Origin of the sequence: Nocardioides cremeus, assembly GCF_030518195.1 — a bacterium.
Lineage (GTDB): Bacteria > Actinomycetota > Actinomycetes > Propionibacteriales > Nocardioidaceae > Nocardioides > Nocardioides cremeus.
Window position 1 is genome coordinate 331,022 of the sequence record NZ_JAULSC010000001.1, and the last position, 17,869, is coordinate 348,890.

The 17,869-nt window shown below is 73.7% G+C and carries 13 protein-coding genes; 6 read left to right on the forward strand and 7 right to left on the reverse strand.

What is annotated here, in order from left to right; all coding sequences use genetic code 11:
• Positions 1 to 65 precede the first annotated feature (65 nt).
• On the forward strand, positions 66 to 2,417 hold the full coding sequence (locus tag QWJ41_RS01575; protein ID WP_302705388.1) for a molybdopterin cofactor-binding domain-containing protein: 2,352 nt from the start codon (positions 66 to 68) through the stop codon (positions 2,415 to 2,417).
• 12 nt (positions 2,418 to 2,429) lie between these two features.
• Positions 2,430 to 2,909: a (2Fe-2S)-binding protein gene (locus tag QWJ41_RS01580; RefSeq protein WP_302705389.1), complete on the forward strand. Its 480-nt coding sequence runs from the start codon at positions 2,430 to 2,432 to the stop codon at positions 2,907 to 2,909.
• A gap of 6 nt (positions 2,910 to 2,915) precedes the next feature.
• Here the strand turns inward: QWJ41_RS01580 and QWJ41_RS01585 are convergent, their stop codons facing one another.
• Positions 2,916 to 4,691, reverse strand: coding sequence for a sensor histidine kinase (locus QWJ41_RS01585; protein ID WP_302705390.1), 1,776 nt, complete (start codon positions 4,689 to 4,691; stop codon positions 2,916 to 2,918).
• 126 nt (positions 4,692 to 4,817) lie between these two features.
• Positions 4,818 to 6,575 (reverse strand): sensor histidine kinase, encoded by a 1,758-nt coding sequence (locus QWJ41_RS01590; protein ID WP_302705392.1) that lies wholly within the window; start codon positions 6,573 to 6,575, stop codon positions 4,818 to 4,820.
• Between the two features lie 119 nt (positions 6,576 to 6,694).
• Here QWJ41_RS01590 and purF point away from each other — a divergent pair, with 119 nt between their 5' ends.
• From purF to QWJ41_RS01610, 4 genes are all read left to right on the forward strand, one after another.
• Positions 6,695 to 8,242: an amidophosphoribosyltransferase gene (purF, locus tag QWJ41_RS01595; RefSeq protein ID WP_302705393.1), complete on the forward strand. Its 1,548-nt coding sequence runs from the start codon at positions 6,695 to 6,697 to the stop codon at positions 8,240 to 8,242.
• An 18-nt stretch (positions 8,243 to 8,260) separates the two neighbouring features.
• The gene (gene purM / locus QWJ41_RS01600) at positions 8,261 to 9,340 is read left to right on the forward strand and encodes a phosphoribosylformylglycinamidine cyclo-ligase (RefSeq protein ID WP_302705394.1); all 1,080 of its coding nucleotides are present in this window, start codon (positions 8,261 to 8,263) and stop codon (positions 9,338 to 9,340) included.
• Between the two features lie 130 nt (positions 9,341 to 9,470).
• A complete protein-coding gene (locus tag QWJ41_RS01605) occupies positions 9,471 to 9,650 on the forward strand; it encodes a DUF3073 domain-containing protein (protein ID WP_179614518.1) in 180 nt (59 codons plus the stop codon).
• A 203-nt stretch (positions 9,651 to 9,853) separates the two neighbouring features.
• A complete protein-coding gene (locus tag QWJ41_RS01610; RefSeq protein ID WP_302705397.1) occupies positions 9,854 to 10,828 on the forward strand; it encodes a type IV toxin-antitoxin system AbiEi family antitoxin domain-containing protein in 975 nt (324 codons plus the stop codon).
• Positions 10,829 to 10,947: 119 nt separating this feature from the next.
• Here QWJ41_RS01610 and QWJ41_RS01615 read toward each other — a convergent pair whose 3' ends face one another.
• From QWJ41_RS01615 to QWJ41_RS01635, 5 genes are all read right to left on the reverse strand, one after another.
• A complete protein-coding gene (locus tag QWJ41_RS01615; protein ID WP_302705399.1) occupies positions 10,948 to 12,048 on the reverse strand; it encodes a Glu/Leu/Phe/Val family dehydrogenase in 1,101 nt (366 codons plus the stop codon).
• Positions 12,049 to 12,134: 86 nt separating this feature from the next.
• Positions 12,135 to 13,550, reverse strand: coding sequence for a hypothetical protein (locus QWJ41_RS01620; RefSeq protein ID WP_302705400.1), 1,416 nt, complete (start codon positions 13,548 to 13,550; stop codon positions 12,135 to 12,137).
• Positions 13,551 to 13,642: 92 nt separating this feature from the next.
• On the reverse strand, positions 13,643 to 16,957 hold the full coding sequence (locus QWJ41_RS01625; protein WP_302705401.1) for a response regulator: 3,315 nt from the start codon (positions 16,955 to 16,957) through the stop codon (positions 13,643 to 13,645).
• A 123-nt stretch (positions 16,958 to 17,080) separates the two neighbouring features.
• Complete coding sequence (locus QWJ41_RS01630; protein WP_302705402.1) at positions 17,081 to 17,428, reverse strand: hypothetical protein; 348 nt, start codon at positions 17,426 to 17,428, stop codon at positions 17,081 to 17,083.
• Between the two features lie 64 nt (positions 17,429 to 17,492).
• Positions 17,493 to 17,696 (reverse strand): hypothetical protein, encoded by a 204-nt coding sequence (locus QWJ41_RS01635; RefSeq protein WP_302705403.1) that lies wholly within the window; start codon positions 17,694 to 17,696, stop codon positions 17,493 to 17,495.
• Between the last annotated feature and the right edge of the window lie 173 nt (positions 17,697 to 17,869).

The following is a 17,869-nucleotide window of genomic DNA, read 5'->3' on the forward strand; positions in this document are numbered from 1 at the left end:
GAAAGGGGACGCCCGGTCTAGACCGGGACCCTGCCCGACCACGACATGGGGAGCTTCTCGGTCACATGACAGCGCCTGACGCCAGCACCAGCCACGCCACCACAGCGGACACCGGCCCCCCGGGAGGGGTCCGTCGCCGCTCCTTCCTCGGCTACGTGATCGGCGGCACCACGCTCGTGGCCGCCGCCGACCTCACGATGGCCCGTCCCGCCCGGGCGGCGGTCCCCTCGCTGCCGCAGGTGCCCGAGCTCTACGACCTCGAGGACCTGCAGACCGACGCGGCGCTGCCCACCTCGCAGCTGATCACCATCGAGATCAACGACGACGGCACCGCCTCGTTCGCGCTGCCCCGCATGGAGGTCGGCCAGGGCATCACCACCTCGACCGCGATGATCATCGCCGAGGAGCTCGACCTGCCCGTCGAGAAGGTGCGCGTCACCCTGGCCCCGGCCCGCCCCGAGCTGGTCTTCAACCAGCTCACCGGTGGCTCCAACAGCACCGTGTCGACGTACACGCCGATCCGCGTGGCCTCGGCCATCGCGCGCGGTGCGCTCCTCGACGCGGCCGCGCGCCAGCTCGGGTACGCCGTCGAGCGGCTGCGCACCAAGGACGGCGTCGTGATCGGCCCGGCCGGCGAGACGCTGGGCTACGGCGAGCTGGCCCGGCTCGCGGCCAGCCCGGTGACCGAGGTCGTCGACGTGCTCCTCAAGGACCCCGAGGAGTTCACCCGCATCGGCAAGCCGCGCAACCGCGACGACGCGCGGCTCGCGGTCACCGGCCAGAAGGACTTCACCCTCGACCTCGAGGTCAAGGGCGCGCTGCCCACCATGCTGTGCCGCGCGCCCACGCTCAACGGCACGCCCAAGCGGCTGCGTAACAAGAAGAAGATCCTCTCCATGTCCGGGGTCAAGCAGGTCGCGGTGGTCGACACCGGGGTCGCGGTGCGCGCCAAGACCTTCGGCCAGTGCATCGACGCGATCCGCGCGATGGACGTGGAGTGGAACGGCGGGCCGGTCGACGGCGAGTCCGACCAGACCATCCTCGCCCGGTTGAAGAAGGCCGAGCTGCCGCTGGCGGTGCCCGAGGTGCCGCTGCTGGCCAAGACCGTCGAGGAGCGCTTCGAGTTCATGTTCCGCTCCAGCGCGGCGCTGGAGCCCAACTGCGCCATCGCCGACGTGCGCGAGGACTCCGCCGAGATCTGGTCGGGGCTCAAGGTGCCGATCCTGGCCCAGCAGAACATCGCCCAGGCGCTCGGGATGAGCCAGGACCAGGTGAAGGTCAACGTGGTCACCGGTGGCGGGTCCTTCGGCCACAAGCTCTTCAGCGACGCCGCGATCGAGGCCGCCAAGGTCTCGCAGGCGATGGGCAAGCCGGTCAAGCTGATGTGGCACCGCGCCGACGAGCCGCGCCAGGGCCGGCTGCACCCGATGGTCACCTCGCGCATCCGCGCCACGGTGCTGGCCGGGCAGGTGCTCAGCTTCGAGCAGCGCAACACCAGCGTGGTCACCGACTTCAGCCACGGGCTGGGCGAGATCATCACCTCGACCATCGACGAGGCGCCCACCGAGGTGGGCAGGATGGTCGGTGGCCTGGGCTTCTCGCAGACCATCTTCACCCTGACCCAGGAGCTCGGCTACAACTTCGGCGTCGTCACCCAGCTGCTCAACGAGACCGACGACCGCTTCAACACCGGCAGCATGCGCAACATCTACTCGCCCGACACCCGGGTGGCCGCCGAGCTCGTCGTCGACCGGCTCGCCGACGAGGTGGGGCTGGACCCGCTGGAGTTCCGGCTGCGCCACGCCAAGAGCGACAAGGTCCGCAAGGCGCTGGAGAAGGTCGCCGAGGAGGGCGACTGGGGTCGCAGGATGCCCCAGGGGATGGCCCAGGGCATCGCGATCCACCAGGAGTACAAGGGCGCCACCGCCTGCCTGGTCGAGATCGACGTGCGCCCCGAGACCGTCAACCGCAAGATCCGCAACGCCGTCACCGGCCCCCGGGTCACCCGCGCCACCTTCGCGGTCGACGCCGGCCTGGTGATCAACCCGCGCGGGCTGCAGGCCCAGATGATGGGCGGGTTCGCGGACGGCCTGGCGCTGACCCTGACCAGCAGCGTGCACCTGCGCGACGGCCACTTCCTCGAGGCCAGCTGGGACAACTACTACTACACCCGCCAGTGGAACATCCCGCCGCGCTTCGACTGCTTCGTGCTGCCCTCGGAGGACCGGCTGCCGGGGGGTGCCGGCGAGGCCGGGGTCGCCGCCTCGGCCGCCTCGGTGGCCTGCGCCTACGCCCGGGCCACGGGCACCATGCCCACCCGGTTCCCCATCAACCACGGCAAGGTCACCTTCACGCCCAAGTCGTTCGTGCCGTCGGTCCCGAAGTCGCCGACCAACGGCCTCAAGTTCACCTACTAAGGAGAGGCCGACATGCCCAAGCAGACCTTCATCCTCAACGGCAAGCCGGTCACCGTGAACGTCAAGGACGACGTGCGGGTGCTCTGGGTCCTGCGTGACCTCCTCGGGGTCACCGGACCGAAGTACGGGTGTGGCATCAACGTGTGCAAGGCGTGCACGTCGCACATCAACGGCAAGGCCTTCAACCCGTGCTCGGTGCGGGTCGGCGACCTGGGTCGCCGCGACGAGGTCACCACGATCGAGGGGCTCCCCGACACGGTCGGCGAGGACCTGCACCCGATGCAGGAGGCCTGGATCGACCGCGACGTCCCGCAGTGCGGCTACTGCCAGCCCGGCCAGATCATGGCCGCCGTGGCGCTGGTCAAGAAGGTGCGCCGCGAAGGGCGCGAGATCAGCGAGTCCGACCTCGACACGATCCGCAACATCTGTCGCTGCGGCACCTACACGCGCATCCGTGAGGCCGTCGTGCAGGGCGCGCGCGGGATGGCCTGAGCCGCCTCAGCCGGCACTGTTCGTGCTGCCGGTGCTGCCGGTGCTGCCGGGGAGGGTGGCGGTGAACTCGCTGCCCTCCCCGGGAGCCGACTCCACGGCGACCTCGCCGCCGAGGTGGCGCACGATGCGCTGCACGATCGAGAGGCCCAGGCCGGTGCCGGGCTGGCTGGTCGCGGCCGGGTCGGCGGAGCGGTAGAACTCCTCGAAGAGGCGGCGCTGCTCGGCGGGCGCGACCCCGGTGCCGTGGTCGACGACCCGGAGCACCACGTGCGGCGCGGCGTCCTCGACGTGCACGGCGACCTCGCCGCCGTCGTGGGAGTACCTCACGGCGTTGCTGACCAGGTTGACCACCAGCCGCTCGAGGTCGGCGGGCTCCGCGTCGACCCGCGCGCCGCCGGGCGGGGCGTGCACCCGCACCCGCACGCCGCGTGCGTCGGCCTGCACGACCAGGCCCTCGACGACGTCGTGCACGACCGCGGCGAGGTCGTGGGGCTCGGCCGGCACGGGGTCGGTGGCCTCGTCGAAGCGGGCCAGGGTCAGGAGGTCGGCGACGATGTCGTCGAGGCGCCGGGTGGCCCGACCGATCCCACGCAGCGAGCGCAGCACCTGGGGGCCGGTGGCCGGTTCGTCGGCCAGGAACATCTCCAGCAGGTCGACGTACCCGCCGACGGCCGCGAGCGGGTTCTTCAGCTCGTGGGCCATCGTGGCGATCAGCTGTTGGCGGTACGCCGCGGCCTGCTGCTCGCGCTCGAAGCTGCGGGCGTTGAGCACGGCCCGGCCCAGGTCGTGGCCGATGTCGAGGGCCGCACTGGCCTCCTCGTCGGACCAGTCGGTGCGGTCGTGGCGGAACATCAGCAGCCGGCCGACGCACTCGGGCCCGGCGCCGAGCGGCGTCAGCAGCAGGGAGGTGTCGCCCTGGTCGTTGAGGCCGTCGAGCAGCACCGCGTGCTCCTCGGCGCTGAGCAGCGCCGGCGCGGCGCGCCGGTGGGAGACGATGGCCACCTGCTGCTCGCGCCAGCACCGCTCGGCCAGCAGCCGCGACTGCAGCGAGACCTCGTCGAGGTCGGCGACGTCCTCCTCGGCGTGCAGGTGCACCCGCACGTCGTCGACGGCGAACCCGTCGCAGACGCTGTCGATCGTGGTCTGCACCAGACGGGCCAGGTCGAGGTCGGCGGTCGCGGTGCGCACCACGCGGCGCGCGGCATGGGCGAGACGGACCTGCTCGCGCAGCCGCTCCTGCTCGAGCGCCTCGACCATGGTCCGGTTGGCGCGCTCCGCGTGCTCGCCGAGCCGCTGGCGCTGCTCGGGCCCCGGTCGCCGGCCGTCGAGCGGCAGGTCGACCCACACGATGCCCTGCAGGGCGCCGTCGTCGTCGGTGAGCGGCGCCATCAGCAGGTCGCAGGGCTGCCAGGCGTCGACCGGCGCCCCGTCGTGGCGTGCCTCGCCCGCCCCCACCCAGATGTGGTCGAGCAGCTCGACCGCCTGCTCGTGCGGCAGGAAGCGCAGCGGCCCCCACCGCTCGGCGCGCTCGAGCATGGCCATGGCCACCGGGGTCGGGGTGATGTCGCCGGTCAGCTCGGCGACCGCGTCGGGGTCGCCGTCGACGGCGACGAACTCGAGCTCGTCGCTGGCCCGGAACAGGCTGACGGCGGAGACCCGGAAGCCGCCGGCCCGGGCCATCTCGGCCGCGACCGCCCCCAGCACCCGGGCCAGGTCGTGGCGCTCACGCGGCGCACCGGGATCAGCAGGAGCCGCGGGGTCGGTGCCCGGGGGGTGGGTCACGGAGCGGCTCCGGCAGGTGGGCGCAGCGGTGGAAGGTGGTTCCCTCCACCATAAAGGCGGCTCTCAGGGGCCGGACGTCTTTCCACAGGTCGGGTCTCCCCGCAACGGACCCGGCCGGCGACGTCCTCAGCCCGCGACGGGCAGGCGCACCCGGAAGGTGCTGCCTCGGCCGAGCTGCGACTCGACCTCGGTGCGCCCGCCGTGGCGGGCCACGATGCGGTGCACGATGCTCAGCCCCAGGCCGGTGCCGGGCTGGGCCTGCGCGACGGGGTTGGTGGAGCGGAAGAACTCCTGGAAGAGCTGTTCCTGGTCGGCGGGCGAGATGCCCAGGCCGGTGTCGGTGCACTCGAGCAGCGCCTCGCCGTCCTCGACGGCCAGGCAGAGGGTCACCCGTCCGCCGGCGGGGGTGTACTTCTCGGCGTTCCCGACCAGGTTGCTGACCAGCCGCTCGATCTCCTCGAGCTCGGCCATCGCCACCACCGGCTTCTCCGGCTTCTCGACGACGACCTCGATGCCCTTGCGGGCCAGGCTGTGGCCCTGCAGCTCGAGCACGTCGTCGACGACGTCGCCCAGGTCGACGGGCCGCGGCACCACCGGGTGGTCGGGGTCGCCGACCTTCGCCAGCAGCAGCAGGTCGTCGGCCACCCGGGCCAGGCGCCGCGCGCCCCGGTCGATCGCGGCCACCGACGACGCCACGACCGGACCGGTCTCCTCGTCCTGGAGGATCTCGATGTGGCCCACGATCGCCGCCAGGGGGTTCTTCAGCTCGTGGGAGACCGTGGCGATGAGGCGGCCCTTGTAGACGTCGAGCGCCTGCAGCTCCTCGACCAGGCGGTGCTCGCGCTCGAAGGACCGGGCGTTGAGCACGACGCGCCCCAGGTCGTGACCGATGTCGAGGGCGGCCTCACGCTCGGTCTCGCTCCACGCCGGCGCCCCCGGCGGCCGGGTCAGCACCAGGTTGCCCAGCGCCTCGGGCCCGGCGCCGATCGGCACGAACAGCAGCGAGCCGACCCGGATGGCGTCGAGGAAGCCGACGATCTCGGTGACGTCGCGCTCGGTCAGCGTCGAGGCGAAGGGGTGCTCGCGCGAGACCACGTCGACGCGCTGCTGGGCCCACGCGGCCCGGGCCGCGCGCTCGGCGACCCGCACGAGCCGCCCCGGGAGGCTGACCTCGGTCTCGTCGGCCGCCACGATCCGGCCGGTGCCGTGCCCGTCGTCGTCGAAGATCTGCATCCACGCACCGACCGCCCGGAAGCCCTGCATCAGGGCGTCCGCGCTGGCGCCCATCACCTCGTCGACTCCGAGGTGGGCCGGGGCGTCGCGCACGATCTCGCGGGCCGCGGAGGCCAGGCGCACCTGCTCGGCCAGCTGCTCGCGCTCGAGGGCGAGCAGCGCGGCGCGCGCGGCCTGGTCGGCGTACGCCGCCAGCACCCGCTGGGCCTCGGCCCCCGGGCGTCGCCCGTCGTCGGGCACGTCCATCGAGAGCATGCCCAGCAGCTCGCCGTCGCGCCCGTGCAGCGGCGCGCACAGCGCGTCCATGGGGTGCCACGCGTCGGGACCCTCGACGGGCGCGGTGTCGGGCACCCAGCCCCAGACCTGCATCTCGGCAGGGAGCGCCTCGTGGGGGACGAAGAGGAGCGGGCCCCAGTGCTCGGCCAGCTCGAGCTCGGCGAGGAGGGAGACGAGGGGGGTCCGCGAGCCCAGCAGCGCGGCCCGCACCGACTCCTCGCCGGCGACCGCGACGGTCTCCATCTCGTCGCCGCGCACCAGCCCGACCGCGGCGACCTGGAAGCCCACGACCTGGGTCACGCCCTCGGCGATGAGGGTCAGGACGTCGGCACCGGGCGTCGAGGCGTCGGCGCCCGGCCAGGCTCGCTCGGTCACAGTCCCTCGTCCGTCCACGCGTGATGGTCATGCCCCCCCAGGCGCCGCGATCTTAACCTTGGGAGCGGCCGCTCGGGAGGCGAATCGGCCAGTCCGCCCCCGGTGCGTAGACTGCGGACGTGCCCTTCCAGAGCAGTGGCAGCACCCGCCGTGGTGGAGACGGGCGTCTGACGACAGCCCTCGACCCGCAGGACCAGGGGCCGCAGGACGCCTGCGGCGTCTTCGGTGTCTGGGCGCCGGGGGAGGACGTCGCCAAGCTGACCTACTTCGGTCTCTACGCCCTGCAGCACCGCGGCCAGGAGTCGGCCGGCATCGCGGTGAGCAACGGCCGCCAGATCCTGGTCTACAAGGACATGGGGCTGGTCTCGCAGGTCTTCGACGAGACGACGCTCGACTCGCTCAAAGGACACCTGGCGATCGGGCACTCGCGCTACTCCACCACCGGCGCCTCGACCTGGGAGAACGCCCAGCCGACGTTCCGCCCCACACCCGACGGCTCCATCGCCCTGGGCCACAACGGCAACCTGATCAACACCCACGAGCTGCGCGAGGCGGTCGCGGCGCTGCCCGACCCCGACGGCGAGCTCGACCTGCAGCGCCCGGCCGAGACCGCCACCAACGACACCAGCCTGGTCACCGCGCTGATGGCCCACCACCCCGACAGCACCCTCGAGGCACGGGCGCTGGAGGTGCTGCCGATGCTGCGCGGCGCCTTCTGCTTCGTGTGGATGAACGAGGACACCCTGTACGCCGCCCGTGACCCGCAGGGCATCCGCCCGCTGGTGCTGGGCCGCCTCGACCGGGGCTGGGTGGTGGCCTCCGAGGACGCCGCGCTGGCCACGATCGGCGCCAGCGTGGTGCGCGAGGTCGAGCCCGGCGAGATGATCGTCATCGACGGCGACGGGCTGCGCTCGCACACCTTCGCCGAGCCCGAGCGCAAGGGCTGCGTCTTCGAGTACGTCTACCTGGCCCGCCCCGACGCCAAGATCGCCGGCCGCTCCGTGCACGAGGCGCGCGTCGAGATGGGTCGCGAGCTGGCCCGCCAGTTCCCCGTCGACGCCGACATGGTGATGCCGGTGCCCGAGTCGGGCACCCCGGCCGCGTCCGGGTACGCCGAGGAGTCCGGCATCCCCTTCGGCCAGGGCTTCGTCAAGAACGCCTACGTGGGGCGCACCTTCATCCAGCCCAGCCAGACGCTGCGCCAGCTGGGCCTGCGGCTCAAGCTCAACGCGCTCGAGCACATGATCCGCGGCAAGAAGCTCGTGGTCGTCGACGACTCGATCGTGCGCGGCAACACCCAGCGTGCGCAGGTGCGGATGCTGCGCGAGGCCGGTGCCCTCGAGGTGCACGTGCGGATCTCCTCGCCGCCGGTGAAGTGGCCGTGCTTCTACGGCATCGACTTCGCCACCCGCGCCGAGCTGATCGCCAACGGCCTCGACGTCGACGAGATCGCGGCCAGCGTCGGCGCCGACAGCCTGGGCTACATCTCGCTGGAGGGCATGGTCGCCTCGACCGGCCAGGACCGCTCGAGCCTGTGCACCGCCTGCTTCACCGGCGACTACCCGGTCGAGCTGCCCGACGAGTCGCTGCTCGGCAAGCACCTGCTCGAGGCGAGCCTGAGCTCGCCCACCCTGGGCCGCGCGCTGCCGGTCCTCAACAACCCGTGAGCGGCCAGGAGGCCTGACGTGACCGAGACCAACGCCTACGCCCGGGCCGGCGTCGACATCGAGGCGGCCGACACCGCCATCGAGCTGATGAAGGGCTCGGTGGCGATGGCCACGCGGCCGGAGGTCATCGGTGGGCTCGGCGGCTTCGCCGGCCTCTTCGACGCCTCCGCGCTGACCCGCTACACCCGCCCGCTGCTGGCGACCTCGACCGACGGCGTCGGCACCAAGGTCGCGATCGCGCAGGCGATGGACGTGCACGACACCATCGGCCGCGACCTGGTCGGCATGGTCGTCGACGACCTCGTGGTCTGCGGCGCCGAGCCGCTCTTCATGACCGACTACATCGCCACCGGCCGCGTGGTGCCCGAGCGGATCGCTGCCATCGTCCGGGGCATCGCCGAGGGCTGCGCCGAGGCCGGCTGCGCGCTGATCGGCGGCGAGACCGCCGAGCACCCCGGTCTGCTGGCGCCCGACGAGTACGACGTCGCCGGCGCGACGACCGGCGTGGTCGAGGCCGACCGCCTGCTGGGCCCGGCCCGGGTGCGTCCCGGTGACGTGGTGCTGGCCATGGAGGCCAGCGGCCTGCACTCCAACGGCTACTCCCTGGTGCGCCACGTGCTCCTGGGCTCCGCCGCCGACGGCGGCGCCGGGTGGGCGCTCGACCGCGACGTCCCCGAGCTGGGCCGCACCCTGGGCGAGGAGCTCCTCGAGCCCACCCGGATCTATGCCAAGGCCTGCCTCGACCTGGCCGCCCGCACCGCCGTGCACGCCATGTCGCACGTGACCGGGGGCGGCCTGGCCGCCAACCTCGAGCGGGTGATGCCAGTCGAGCTGGCCGCCACGATCGACCGCGCGACCTGGACCCCCCAGCCGGTCTTCGACCTGGTGCGCCGGGTCGGCGGGGTCTCCCAGCCCGACCTGGAGGCCACGCTCAACTGCGGCGTCGGCATGGTCGCGCTGCTGCCCGCGGGCGACGTCGACACCGCGGTGTCGGTGCTGGCCGGGCACGGCGTACGCGCCTGGGTGGCCGGTCAGGTGACCGCCTCGGCCGACCGCGGCGGCCGCGTCGACCTGGTGGGCCAGCACCCCGGTTGGTGAAGCCTGGAGGCCCCTGCGCGAGCCGGGTGTGCGTGAACGCCCCCCCAGCAGGTAGCGTTGTGCCCACGAGATTGCAGAGACAGCCCGGGAGCCATAGCGCCCCGGCCAAGCGTGCGAGGGGGCTGACCCTATGGGGCGCGGCCGTGCAAAGGCCAAGCAGACGAAGGTCGCCCGCGACCTGAAGTACCGCACTCACGAGACGGACTTCGGGGCGCTGGCACGAGAGCTGCATGGCAGTGAAGAAGCGAGTGACACCGAGCAGGGCGACGAGCCCGATGAGTGGTCGGACTACGACCCTCGTCGCGACTGACCTCTGAGGTGGCCTCCGGGCCCCCGTGCGGTTTCCCCGGGTACCCGGGGAACCCGTAAGCGTTCGGGTGTTGCATCACCACAACGCCTACGGTTTCACCCCAACGCCTCGGGTCGTGGCGTCCTGAACCTGCCCCCAGGGCGGTTGTCCACAGGTGCGCGGACCCTGGGTGTGGGGTGCCCCCGCGGGGGCAGGAGGTCCCCATGCGACCTCACGACCTCACCCCACGAGCCGACCACGACCCGCGGCACGCGCCGATCAGCCTGCGCCGCGAGCTGCTGGCCAGCGGCATGTCCGACGCCAACATCCGTCACGAGATGAGGGCGGGCCGGCTCACTCGGGTGCGGCACGGTGCCTACGTCGCCACGCCCTCGTGGGACGCCCTCGACGGCGACGGGCGCCACGAGGTGACCACGCGGGCGGTGCTGCGCCAGGCCCGCACCGACGTGGTGGTCTCCCACACCTCGGCCCTGCCGCTGTACGCCGCGCCCACGTGGGGCATCGGCCTCGACGAGGTGCACGTGACCCGGCGCGACGGCCGGGCCGGTCGCCACGAGGCCGGCACCGTGCAGCACTGCGGGGCGATCCGCGACGGCGACGTGCGGATGCTGCACGGCGTGCCGGTGATGTCCCCGACCAGGGTGGCGCTCGAGGTGACCACCCGAGCGCCCCGGACCCCCGCGCTGGTCGTCGTCAACGACCTGCTCCACCGAGGCCTTACGACCACCGAGGAGCTGGAGGCCCGCTACGCCGAAGGCATCGAGCGCTGGTCGCACACGTTGGCCACCGACATCGTGCTGCGCCTGGCCAACCCGGCGTGCGAGTCGGTGGCCGAGAGCCGGGCGTGGGCGTTCTTCTTCGAGCAGCACCTGCCGCGGCCCGAGTCGCAGTACCTGGTGGCCGGCCCGGGCGGCGAGGTGGTGGCCAGGCTCGACTTCGCCTGGCCCGAGCTGAAGGTGTGGGTCGAGATCGACGGCAAGGTCAAGTACCTCGAACCGTGGCGACCAGGGCAGAGCGCCGGCGACGTCGTCATCGCCGAGAAGGCGCGCGAGGACATGGTGCGCGAGCTCACCGGGTGGCGCTGCATCCGGGTGACCTGGGACGACCTGGCCCACCCCGCCCGCCTGGCCGCGCGGCTGCGGGCGGCGCTGTTCCCGGCCGGCGGCTGGGTCGCCTGAGCCACCCGCGCCGGCGTACGGGGTGAGGCGTTGGGGTGATCCCGTACGCGTTGGGGCGTTGCAACACCCCAACGCCTACGGGTTCCCCGGGTACCCGGGGAAACCGCACGGGGCGGGGCTCAGCCCACCCAGATGGAGCGCAGCCGGCCCACGTCGCGCATCCGGGCCTCGGCGATCCGGTCGGCGGCCAGGGCGGGGGAGACGTGCTCGGCCTCGGCGTGGGCGAGGATCGCCAGCGTGGTGTCGAAGATGCCGGTGGCGCGCTGGCGGGCGCGCTCGAAGCTGAAGCCGGCGGGGTGGAGCTCGTCGGCGACCTGGATCAGCCCGCCGGCGTTGACGCAGTAGTCGGGGGCGTAGACGACGCCGCGGTCGGCCAGCGCCTTCTCGACGCCGGGGTGGGCCAGCTGGTTGTTGGCCGCGCCGCAGACGATCCGGGCGCTGAGCACCTCGACGACCTCGTCGCTGATCGCGCCGCCCATCGCGCAGGGGGCGTAGACGTCGAGCCGCGAGCCCACCAGCTCCTCCGTCGAGACGACGGAGCGAACGCCCGGGTGGGCGGCCAGCACGGCGTCGACGGCGGGCGCGTGCACGTCGGTGACGACCACGTCGGCACCGTCCTCGACCAGGTGGGCCACCAGGTGCCGGCCCACCTTGCCGACCCCGGCGACCCCGACGGTGCGACCGGCCAGCGTGGGCTCGCCCCAGGCGACCTGGGCGGCGGCCCGCATGCCCTGGAAGACGCCGTATGCCGTGAGCACCGAGCTGTCGCCGGCGCCGCCGTCGGCAACGGTGCGGCCGGTGACGAAGTCGCACTCGCGCGCGACGTGGTCCATGTCGGCCGAGAAGGTGCCGATGTCGCAGGCGGTGCGGTAGCGCCCGCCCAGGGTCTGCACGAACCGGCCGTAGGCGCGCAGCAGCGCCTCGGTCTTCAGCGTCGCCGGGTCGCCGATGATGACGGCCTTGCCGCCGCCGAGGTCGAGGCCGGCGAGAGCGGCCTTGTAGGACATCCCGCGGGAGAGGTCGAGCACGTCGCGCAGCGCGTCGTCGGTGCTGGCGTAGGGGTAGAAGCGGGTGCCGCCCAGCGCCGGGCCCAGGGCGGTGGAGTGGATGGCGACGATCGCGCGCAGGCCGGTGGCCGGGTCGTTGGCGAACACGACCTGCTCGTGCTCGGCGCCGGCCTCGAAGACGTCGACGGGGCTGCTGCTGGGGGTCACGGACATGATGGGCCGCTCTCTGCTCGGGCCACGGGGGTGGTGTGGCGGTGGTGGGCGAGACCCGCAGGGGTGGCGCAGGTCTCACTCCCAGCCTACGACGCGGGACCGGTCTCCGTGTCTTCCGCGACCGGGCTCGCCGCAGCAGGGGCCCGCATCACCACGACGTCGCCGTGGCTGCCGTAGCCCACGACCCGCCCGCCCACGCCACGACCGTTGAAGGTGAGCAGCAGCCAGCCCCCGTCGGGCAGCGGCGCCAGGGTCGGCCACGGGATGTTGGTCGGGTACGCCGCATCGAGCGGCGCGCCGTCGGGGCGCAGGTTGAGGTCGAGCACGGGGTACTGGGCCCGGTGCCGGCGTGGGTTGTCGCGCCCGTCGCTGGCCAGCACCCGCCACCGCTCGTCCCAGCGCACCAGCGTGGTGCCCTCGGTGGCGCGCCGCGAGGTCAGCGCGGCCCGCAACGAGAGCCGGTCGAGCGCCGGCCCCTCGGCGAGCACGGGGTGGAAGTCGAAGAACTCCCGGGCGCTGACGTAGCCGACCAGCCACACCGGGCCCTGCCCGAGGTCGGTGCGCACCAGGTGCGGGTCCCACACGCCGACGGAGGCGAGGCCGTCGACGGGCAGCGCCAGCGGCTCGGTGTCGAGCACGTGCCGCCCGCGCAGCAGGTCGACGTCGGTGCGCGCGAGGGTCACCTCGACGCCCGCGTCGTCGCGGCGGTGGTCGAAGTCGCCCCAGGTGCTGGTCGCGACCAGCCAGCCGTCGCCGTCGCGCACCACGTGCGTGGCGTGGTCACCGAAGACCCCCGCCCGCCCGGGCCGCCGGAAGAACAGGTCGGCATGGTGCTCGAGCCGGTAGCCGTCGAGGTCGAGGCGCCACACCGAGGTGTGCGCGGTGCCGAAGAAGCCCGGCCCGGCGCTGGTGGCGCTGAGCCACAGCACCCGGCCCCCCTCGCCCGGCCCGTCGGCGTACGCCGTGCCGTCGGCGTGGGTGATGAGCCTCAGGTCGCGCAGCCCGAGCTGGCCGAAGCCGCCGGCGCGCAGGCGGGCCACCTCGCCGGTGTGCTCGACCTCGAGGCGGGCCAGCCAGGTCTCGTCGCGGCACAGCGCCGACGGCGCCGGGCCCCGGTCGGAGTGCCCCCGCGGCTGGTCGAGCTCGCGCAGGTCAACGCGTCCGTGGGCCCGCCACCCGGTGCCGTCGTCGCCGAGGACGACGGCCTCGGTGCCGGTGAGCGTGAGTGCCAGCCGGCGCAGCCCCTCGGCTCGCGCCGAGCGCCGGCTGCGGTGCCGGCTGGTGTGCGGTCCGGCGCCGGTCGCGGTGGTGACCTCGAGCGAGCAGCGGCCGTCGGCGTGCACCGCGCTCACCGAGAGCGTGTCGTCGCCGAGGCGCAGCCGGACCGGGCCGGTGCCCGTCATCTCGGCCTCGACCGCGACGCAGGGCGCCGGCTGCGGCAGCGGGTGCCTCGAGAAGGAGCCGGGGCCGGTCTCGTCGACCTGCACCGCACCGGGCGACACCAGGTCGAGCGGCCGCCGGCGGGCGACCTCCTCGAACCTGCCCGGCGCTCCGGGCCCGCGCAGGGGGCCGGGCAGGGGGGCGGGCGCCGGGCTCAGGACCGCACCAGCCGTGAGAGCTCGTCGACGGCCCGCGCCACCTCGGCCTCGAGCTCGACGAGAAGCGGCTCGGCCTCGTCGGTGCGCCCGGCGTGCGCGTGCGCCTCGAGCGCGGCCGCGACGGCCGAGACCCGGGGCAGGCCCAGGTTGAGCGCGCTGCCCTTGACCAGGTGGGAGGCGGTGAAGGCACGGTTGGCGTCGCGGGCGTCGACCGCGTCCCGGATCGCTGCGACCTGCTCGTCGATGCGGCCGGAGAACGAGCGAGCCGTGCGGTCGAAGAAGCTCTGCCCGTCCTTGACCAGCTCGTCGAGCACCTGGCGGCGTACGTCGTCGACCACCGGCGGCTCCGGCTCGGCCCCCTCCTGGGCCACGGGCTCGGACCCGGGCTCCGACTCGGGCTCCGACTCGCGCTCGGGCACCGGCTCGGGTGCCCCGGGCGCCTCGACCCCCTGCACCTGCGGTCGCGTCCAGCGCCGCACCACCTCCTCCAGCGCGGTCGGGTCGACCGGCTTGGTCAGGAAGTCGTCCATCCCGACCAGCAGGCAGCGCTCCCGCTCGCCCTCGAGCGCCGAGGCGGTCATCGCGATGATCGGCACCCGGCGTCCGGCCTCCTCGCGGGCGCGGATCACCTCGGTGGCCTCGAAGCCGTCCATCTCCGGCATCCGGCAGTCCATCAGCACCAGCGCGTAGTCGTGCCCGTCGCGCAGCGCCTCGACGGCGCCCAGCCCGTCGTCGGCGACGTCGACGTGCAGGCCCAGCGACTCCAGCAGGCCCGTGGCGACGAGCTGGTTGACGGGGTTGTCCTCGACGACGAGCACCGCGAGGTCGAGGGAGGGCACCACCACCCGGCGCACCGACCGGGGCGCCGGCTCCCCGCCGCGCCCGGTCGCGGTGACCAGGGCGTCGTACAGCTCGGCGTGCCGCACGGGCTTGTTGAGGGTGGTGCTGATGCCGGCGGCCCGGGCGCTGCGGGTGCTGACCGCCTGGTCGGAGGTCAGCAGCAGCATCTTCAGCCCGGCGAGGTCGGGGTCGCTGTGGATCATCCGTGCCAGCTCGAGACCGTCGATGCGCGGCAGCACCAGGTCGAGCAGGGCGACGGTGAAGGGCTCGCCCGACGCGTGCGCCTCGCGCAGGGCGGCCAGCGCCTCGGCCGGCGTGGCGACCGCCACCGGGCGCAGGTGCCAGGCGGCGAGCTGCTCGGTGAGGATGAACCGGTTGGTCTCGTTGTCGTCGACGACGAGCACCCGCTCGTCGCGCAGCGGCTGGGGTCGCGTCGCCGCGCGGCGCGGGGCCACGGACGTGTGCTCGAGCCGGGCGGTGAAGGAGAAGGTGCTGCCGCGGCCGGGCTGGCTGTCGACCTGGATGCGTCCCTGCATCGCCTCCACGAGCTGCTGGGAGATGGCCAGGCCGAGCCCGGTGCCGCCGTGCCGGCGGGTCGTCGACAGGTCGGCCTGGGTGAAGGCGTCGAAGAGCCCGGCCTGGGCCTCGGGCGCGATGCCGGCGCCGGTGTCGGTGACCTCGACGTGCAGCAGCACCCCGTCGCCGTCGCTGCGCTCGACGCGGGCCCGGATCGCGACCTCGCCGTGCTCGGTGAACTTCACCGCGTTGGAGCCCAGGTTGGTCAGGACCTGGCCCAGGCGGGTCGGGTCGCCGCGCAGGAACTCGGGCACGTCGGGGTGGCAGGAGACCACCAGCTCGAGGTCCTTCTCGTGGGCCGGGCCGCTGAGCACGGCCGCGGTCTGCTCGAAGACGCTGCGCACGTCGAAGTCGACGTCCTCCAGCTCGAGCTTGCCCGACTCGATCTTCGACAGGTCGAGGATGTCGTTGATGATCGCCAGCAGCGACAGCCCGGCGCTCTGCACACCGGCGGCCAGCCGGTGCTGGTGGTCGTCGAGCTCGGTGCGCAGCAGCAGCTCGTTGAGGCCGATGACGCCGTTCATGGGCGTGCGGATCTCGTGGCTCATCGTGGCCAGGAACTCCGACTTCAGCCGCGAGGCCTCCATCGCAGCATCGCGCGCGGCGCGCACCTCGGCGGCGTCGCGCTCGCGGGTCGCCACCACCCCGAGCTGGTCGGCGACCTGCGCGGCGAGTCGCTGGTGCTCCTCCCCGACCCAGGGCCCGGTCAGCGCCTGCAGCACGGCCACGACCCGGTCTCCGGCCAGCACCGGCAGGCAGACGAGGCGGCGGGCGGCGGCGCCGGGAGCGTCGTACGGCGCCGGGGCGGGGCCGTCGCTGATGCTCGCTGTGCGCCGCGCCTGCTCGGCGAGGTCTTCGTCGGGCGGGCAGGCGGGCGGGATCGGGAGGTCCAGGCGGCGCAGCGGCTCGGCGTCGGCGTCGGCGCGGTAGCCGGCGACGGGGGACCAGTCGGTGTGCTCGACCAGGGAAGCCCCGACGACCACGACGGCCTCCTCGAGCGTGGTCGCGCTGTTGGCCGCCACGGCCAGCTCCTGCAGCAGGTGGATCCGTCCCGTGGCCTCGGCCGCGGCCTCCTGGTGGCGGTGCAGGGCGGTGACGTCGGCGGTGGTGCCGCTCATCCGCACCGGAGCGCCGGTCGCCGGGTCGCGGGTGACCCGGCCGCGGCCGTGGGTCCAGCGCACCTCGCCCGAGGGACGCAGCACCCGCGCGTCGAAGGCGAACTCCTCGGCGCCCTCGAAGGTGGCCTGCACCCGCTGCTGCACCATCTCGCGGTCGTCGGGGTGGATGCTGTCGAGGAAGCCCTGGTAGGTCGCGACGTGGGCGGCGGGGTCGAGGTCGTAGATGCGGTAGAGCTGCTCGGACCACACGACCCGGTCGGCCGCGACGTCCCACGACCAGCTGCCGATGCCCGAGATGTCCTGCGCCTCGGCGAGCTGGCGCTCGCGCTCGGTGACCTCGGCCAGGCGGCGACGCAGCGTGTCCTCGTCGCTGCTCGGGGTGCTGTCCGGGGCGATGCCCGGGTCAACGGCGGGGGCGGGGGTCAGGCGGTGCAGCCAGCGGACGGGGGCCGCGTCCTCGCGCACGGGTGCGTAGCTGACGAGCACCGGCACCAGCGTGCCGTCGGCGCGCTGCACCTGCATCGCCACGTTGTCGCGGCCCCGCGTCGCGCGCGCCAGCAGCGAGAGGTGGCGCGCGACGCGTGCTCGCGCCTCGGCCGGGAAGGCCTCAGCGGCGGGCAGGCCGACCAGGTCGTCGTCGCCTCGGCCGAGCAGCTCGCCCAGGCGCCGGTTGGCCCACACCGTCGTGCCGTCCACGTCGAGCAGCCACAGGCCGTCGGTGCCGGCCTCGACGAGGGCGCGCCACGAGGGGCCGTCGGTGCCGGCCGGCTCAGCCACGTGTCCCTCCCCGGGTGGTCGTCGCGCGTCGGGGTCGTCGCGCTGTGCCCAGTCTGGCCCGCCTCGGCGTGCCGGGTCCTGGGTTCGCACGCAGTGGTCCCTCCAGAAAGCTCGACACCCGGGTCAACGCAGCGTGACGGCGAGCCCGAGCAGCGTGGGCAACACGCCGAGCAGCAGCCACGGGGAGAGCACGGGGCGCCGGTGGATGGCCCGGGCGACCGCCACGGCGATCATCGCGAAGACACCGGCGATCACCTCGAGGCCCACGACCGGCACCAGGTCGTCCTGGTCGATCGTCCAGGCCGCCAGGAGCAGCCCGAAGGTCAGGTGCAGGATGGTGGTGGTGGCCAGCACCGAGAGCACCCACTGCTGCACCCGGCCCAGCGAGACGCCGCTCGGCGGCGGGGGCGGGTTGGCGGGGTCGATCAGGTGGCGGCGCCGCGGGCGCGTGACGGGCTCCGGTGTCGTCATGGTGCCTCCATCGTCCCACGCAGGACCCCACGGACCAGGGCCGGAGGTCCTGCGGCGGCCCGCCCTAGTTGGAGGGCTCCGGCACCTCGCAGTCGACCTCGGGGTTGACGCCCAGGTAGTTCAGGGGTCCGGCCAGGACGGTGACCGCCGTCGTGCCGGCGGTGGCGCAGCTGACCTCCTGGTCGTCGCCGAAGTAGCCGCGCTGGACGGCGGCGGCCACGCCGATGACGAGCCAGATGACGACGATCGCTCCGAGGATGCCTCGCATGGTGATGCCTCCTTCTCGCGCCGGCGGCGCTCACTGGGAGGTTGTCCTGTCGCGGGGGAGCCCACACCGCCCAAGGGGGTGAGGGCGGCCCCCTTGGGCGGCGGGGTCACGGGTGTGACGGGTGTGTCCGAAGGGGTGTCCCGCGCGGCGGCTGGTCACTGGCAGGTTGGTGC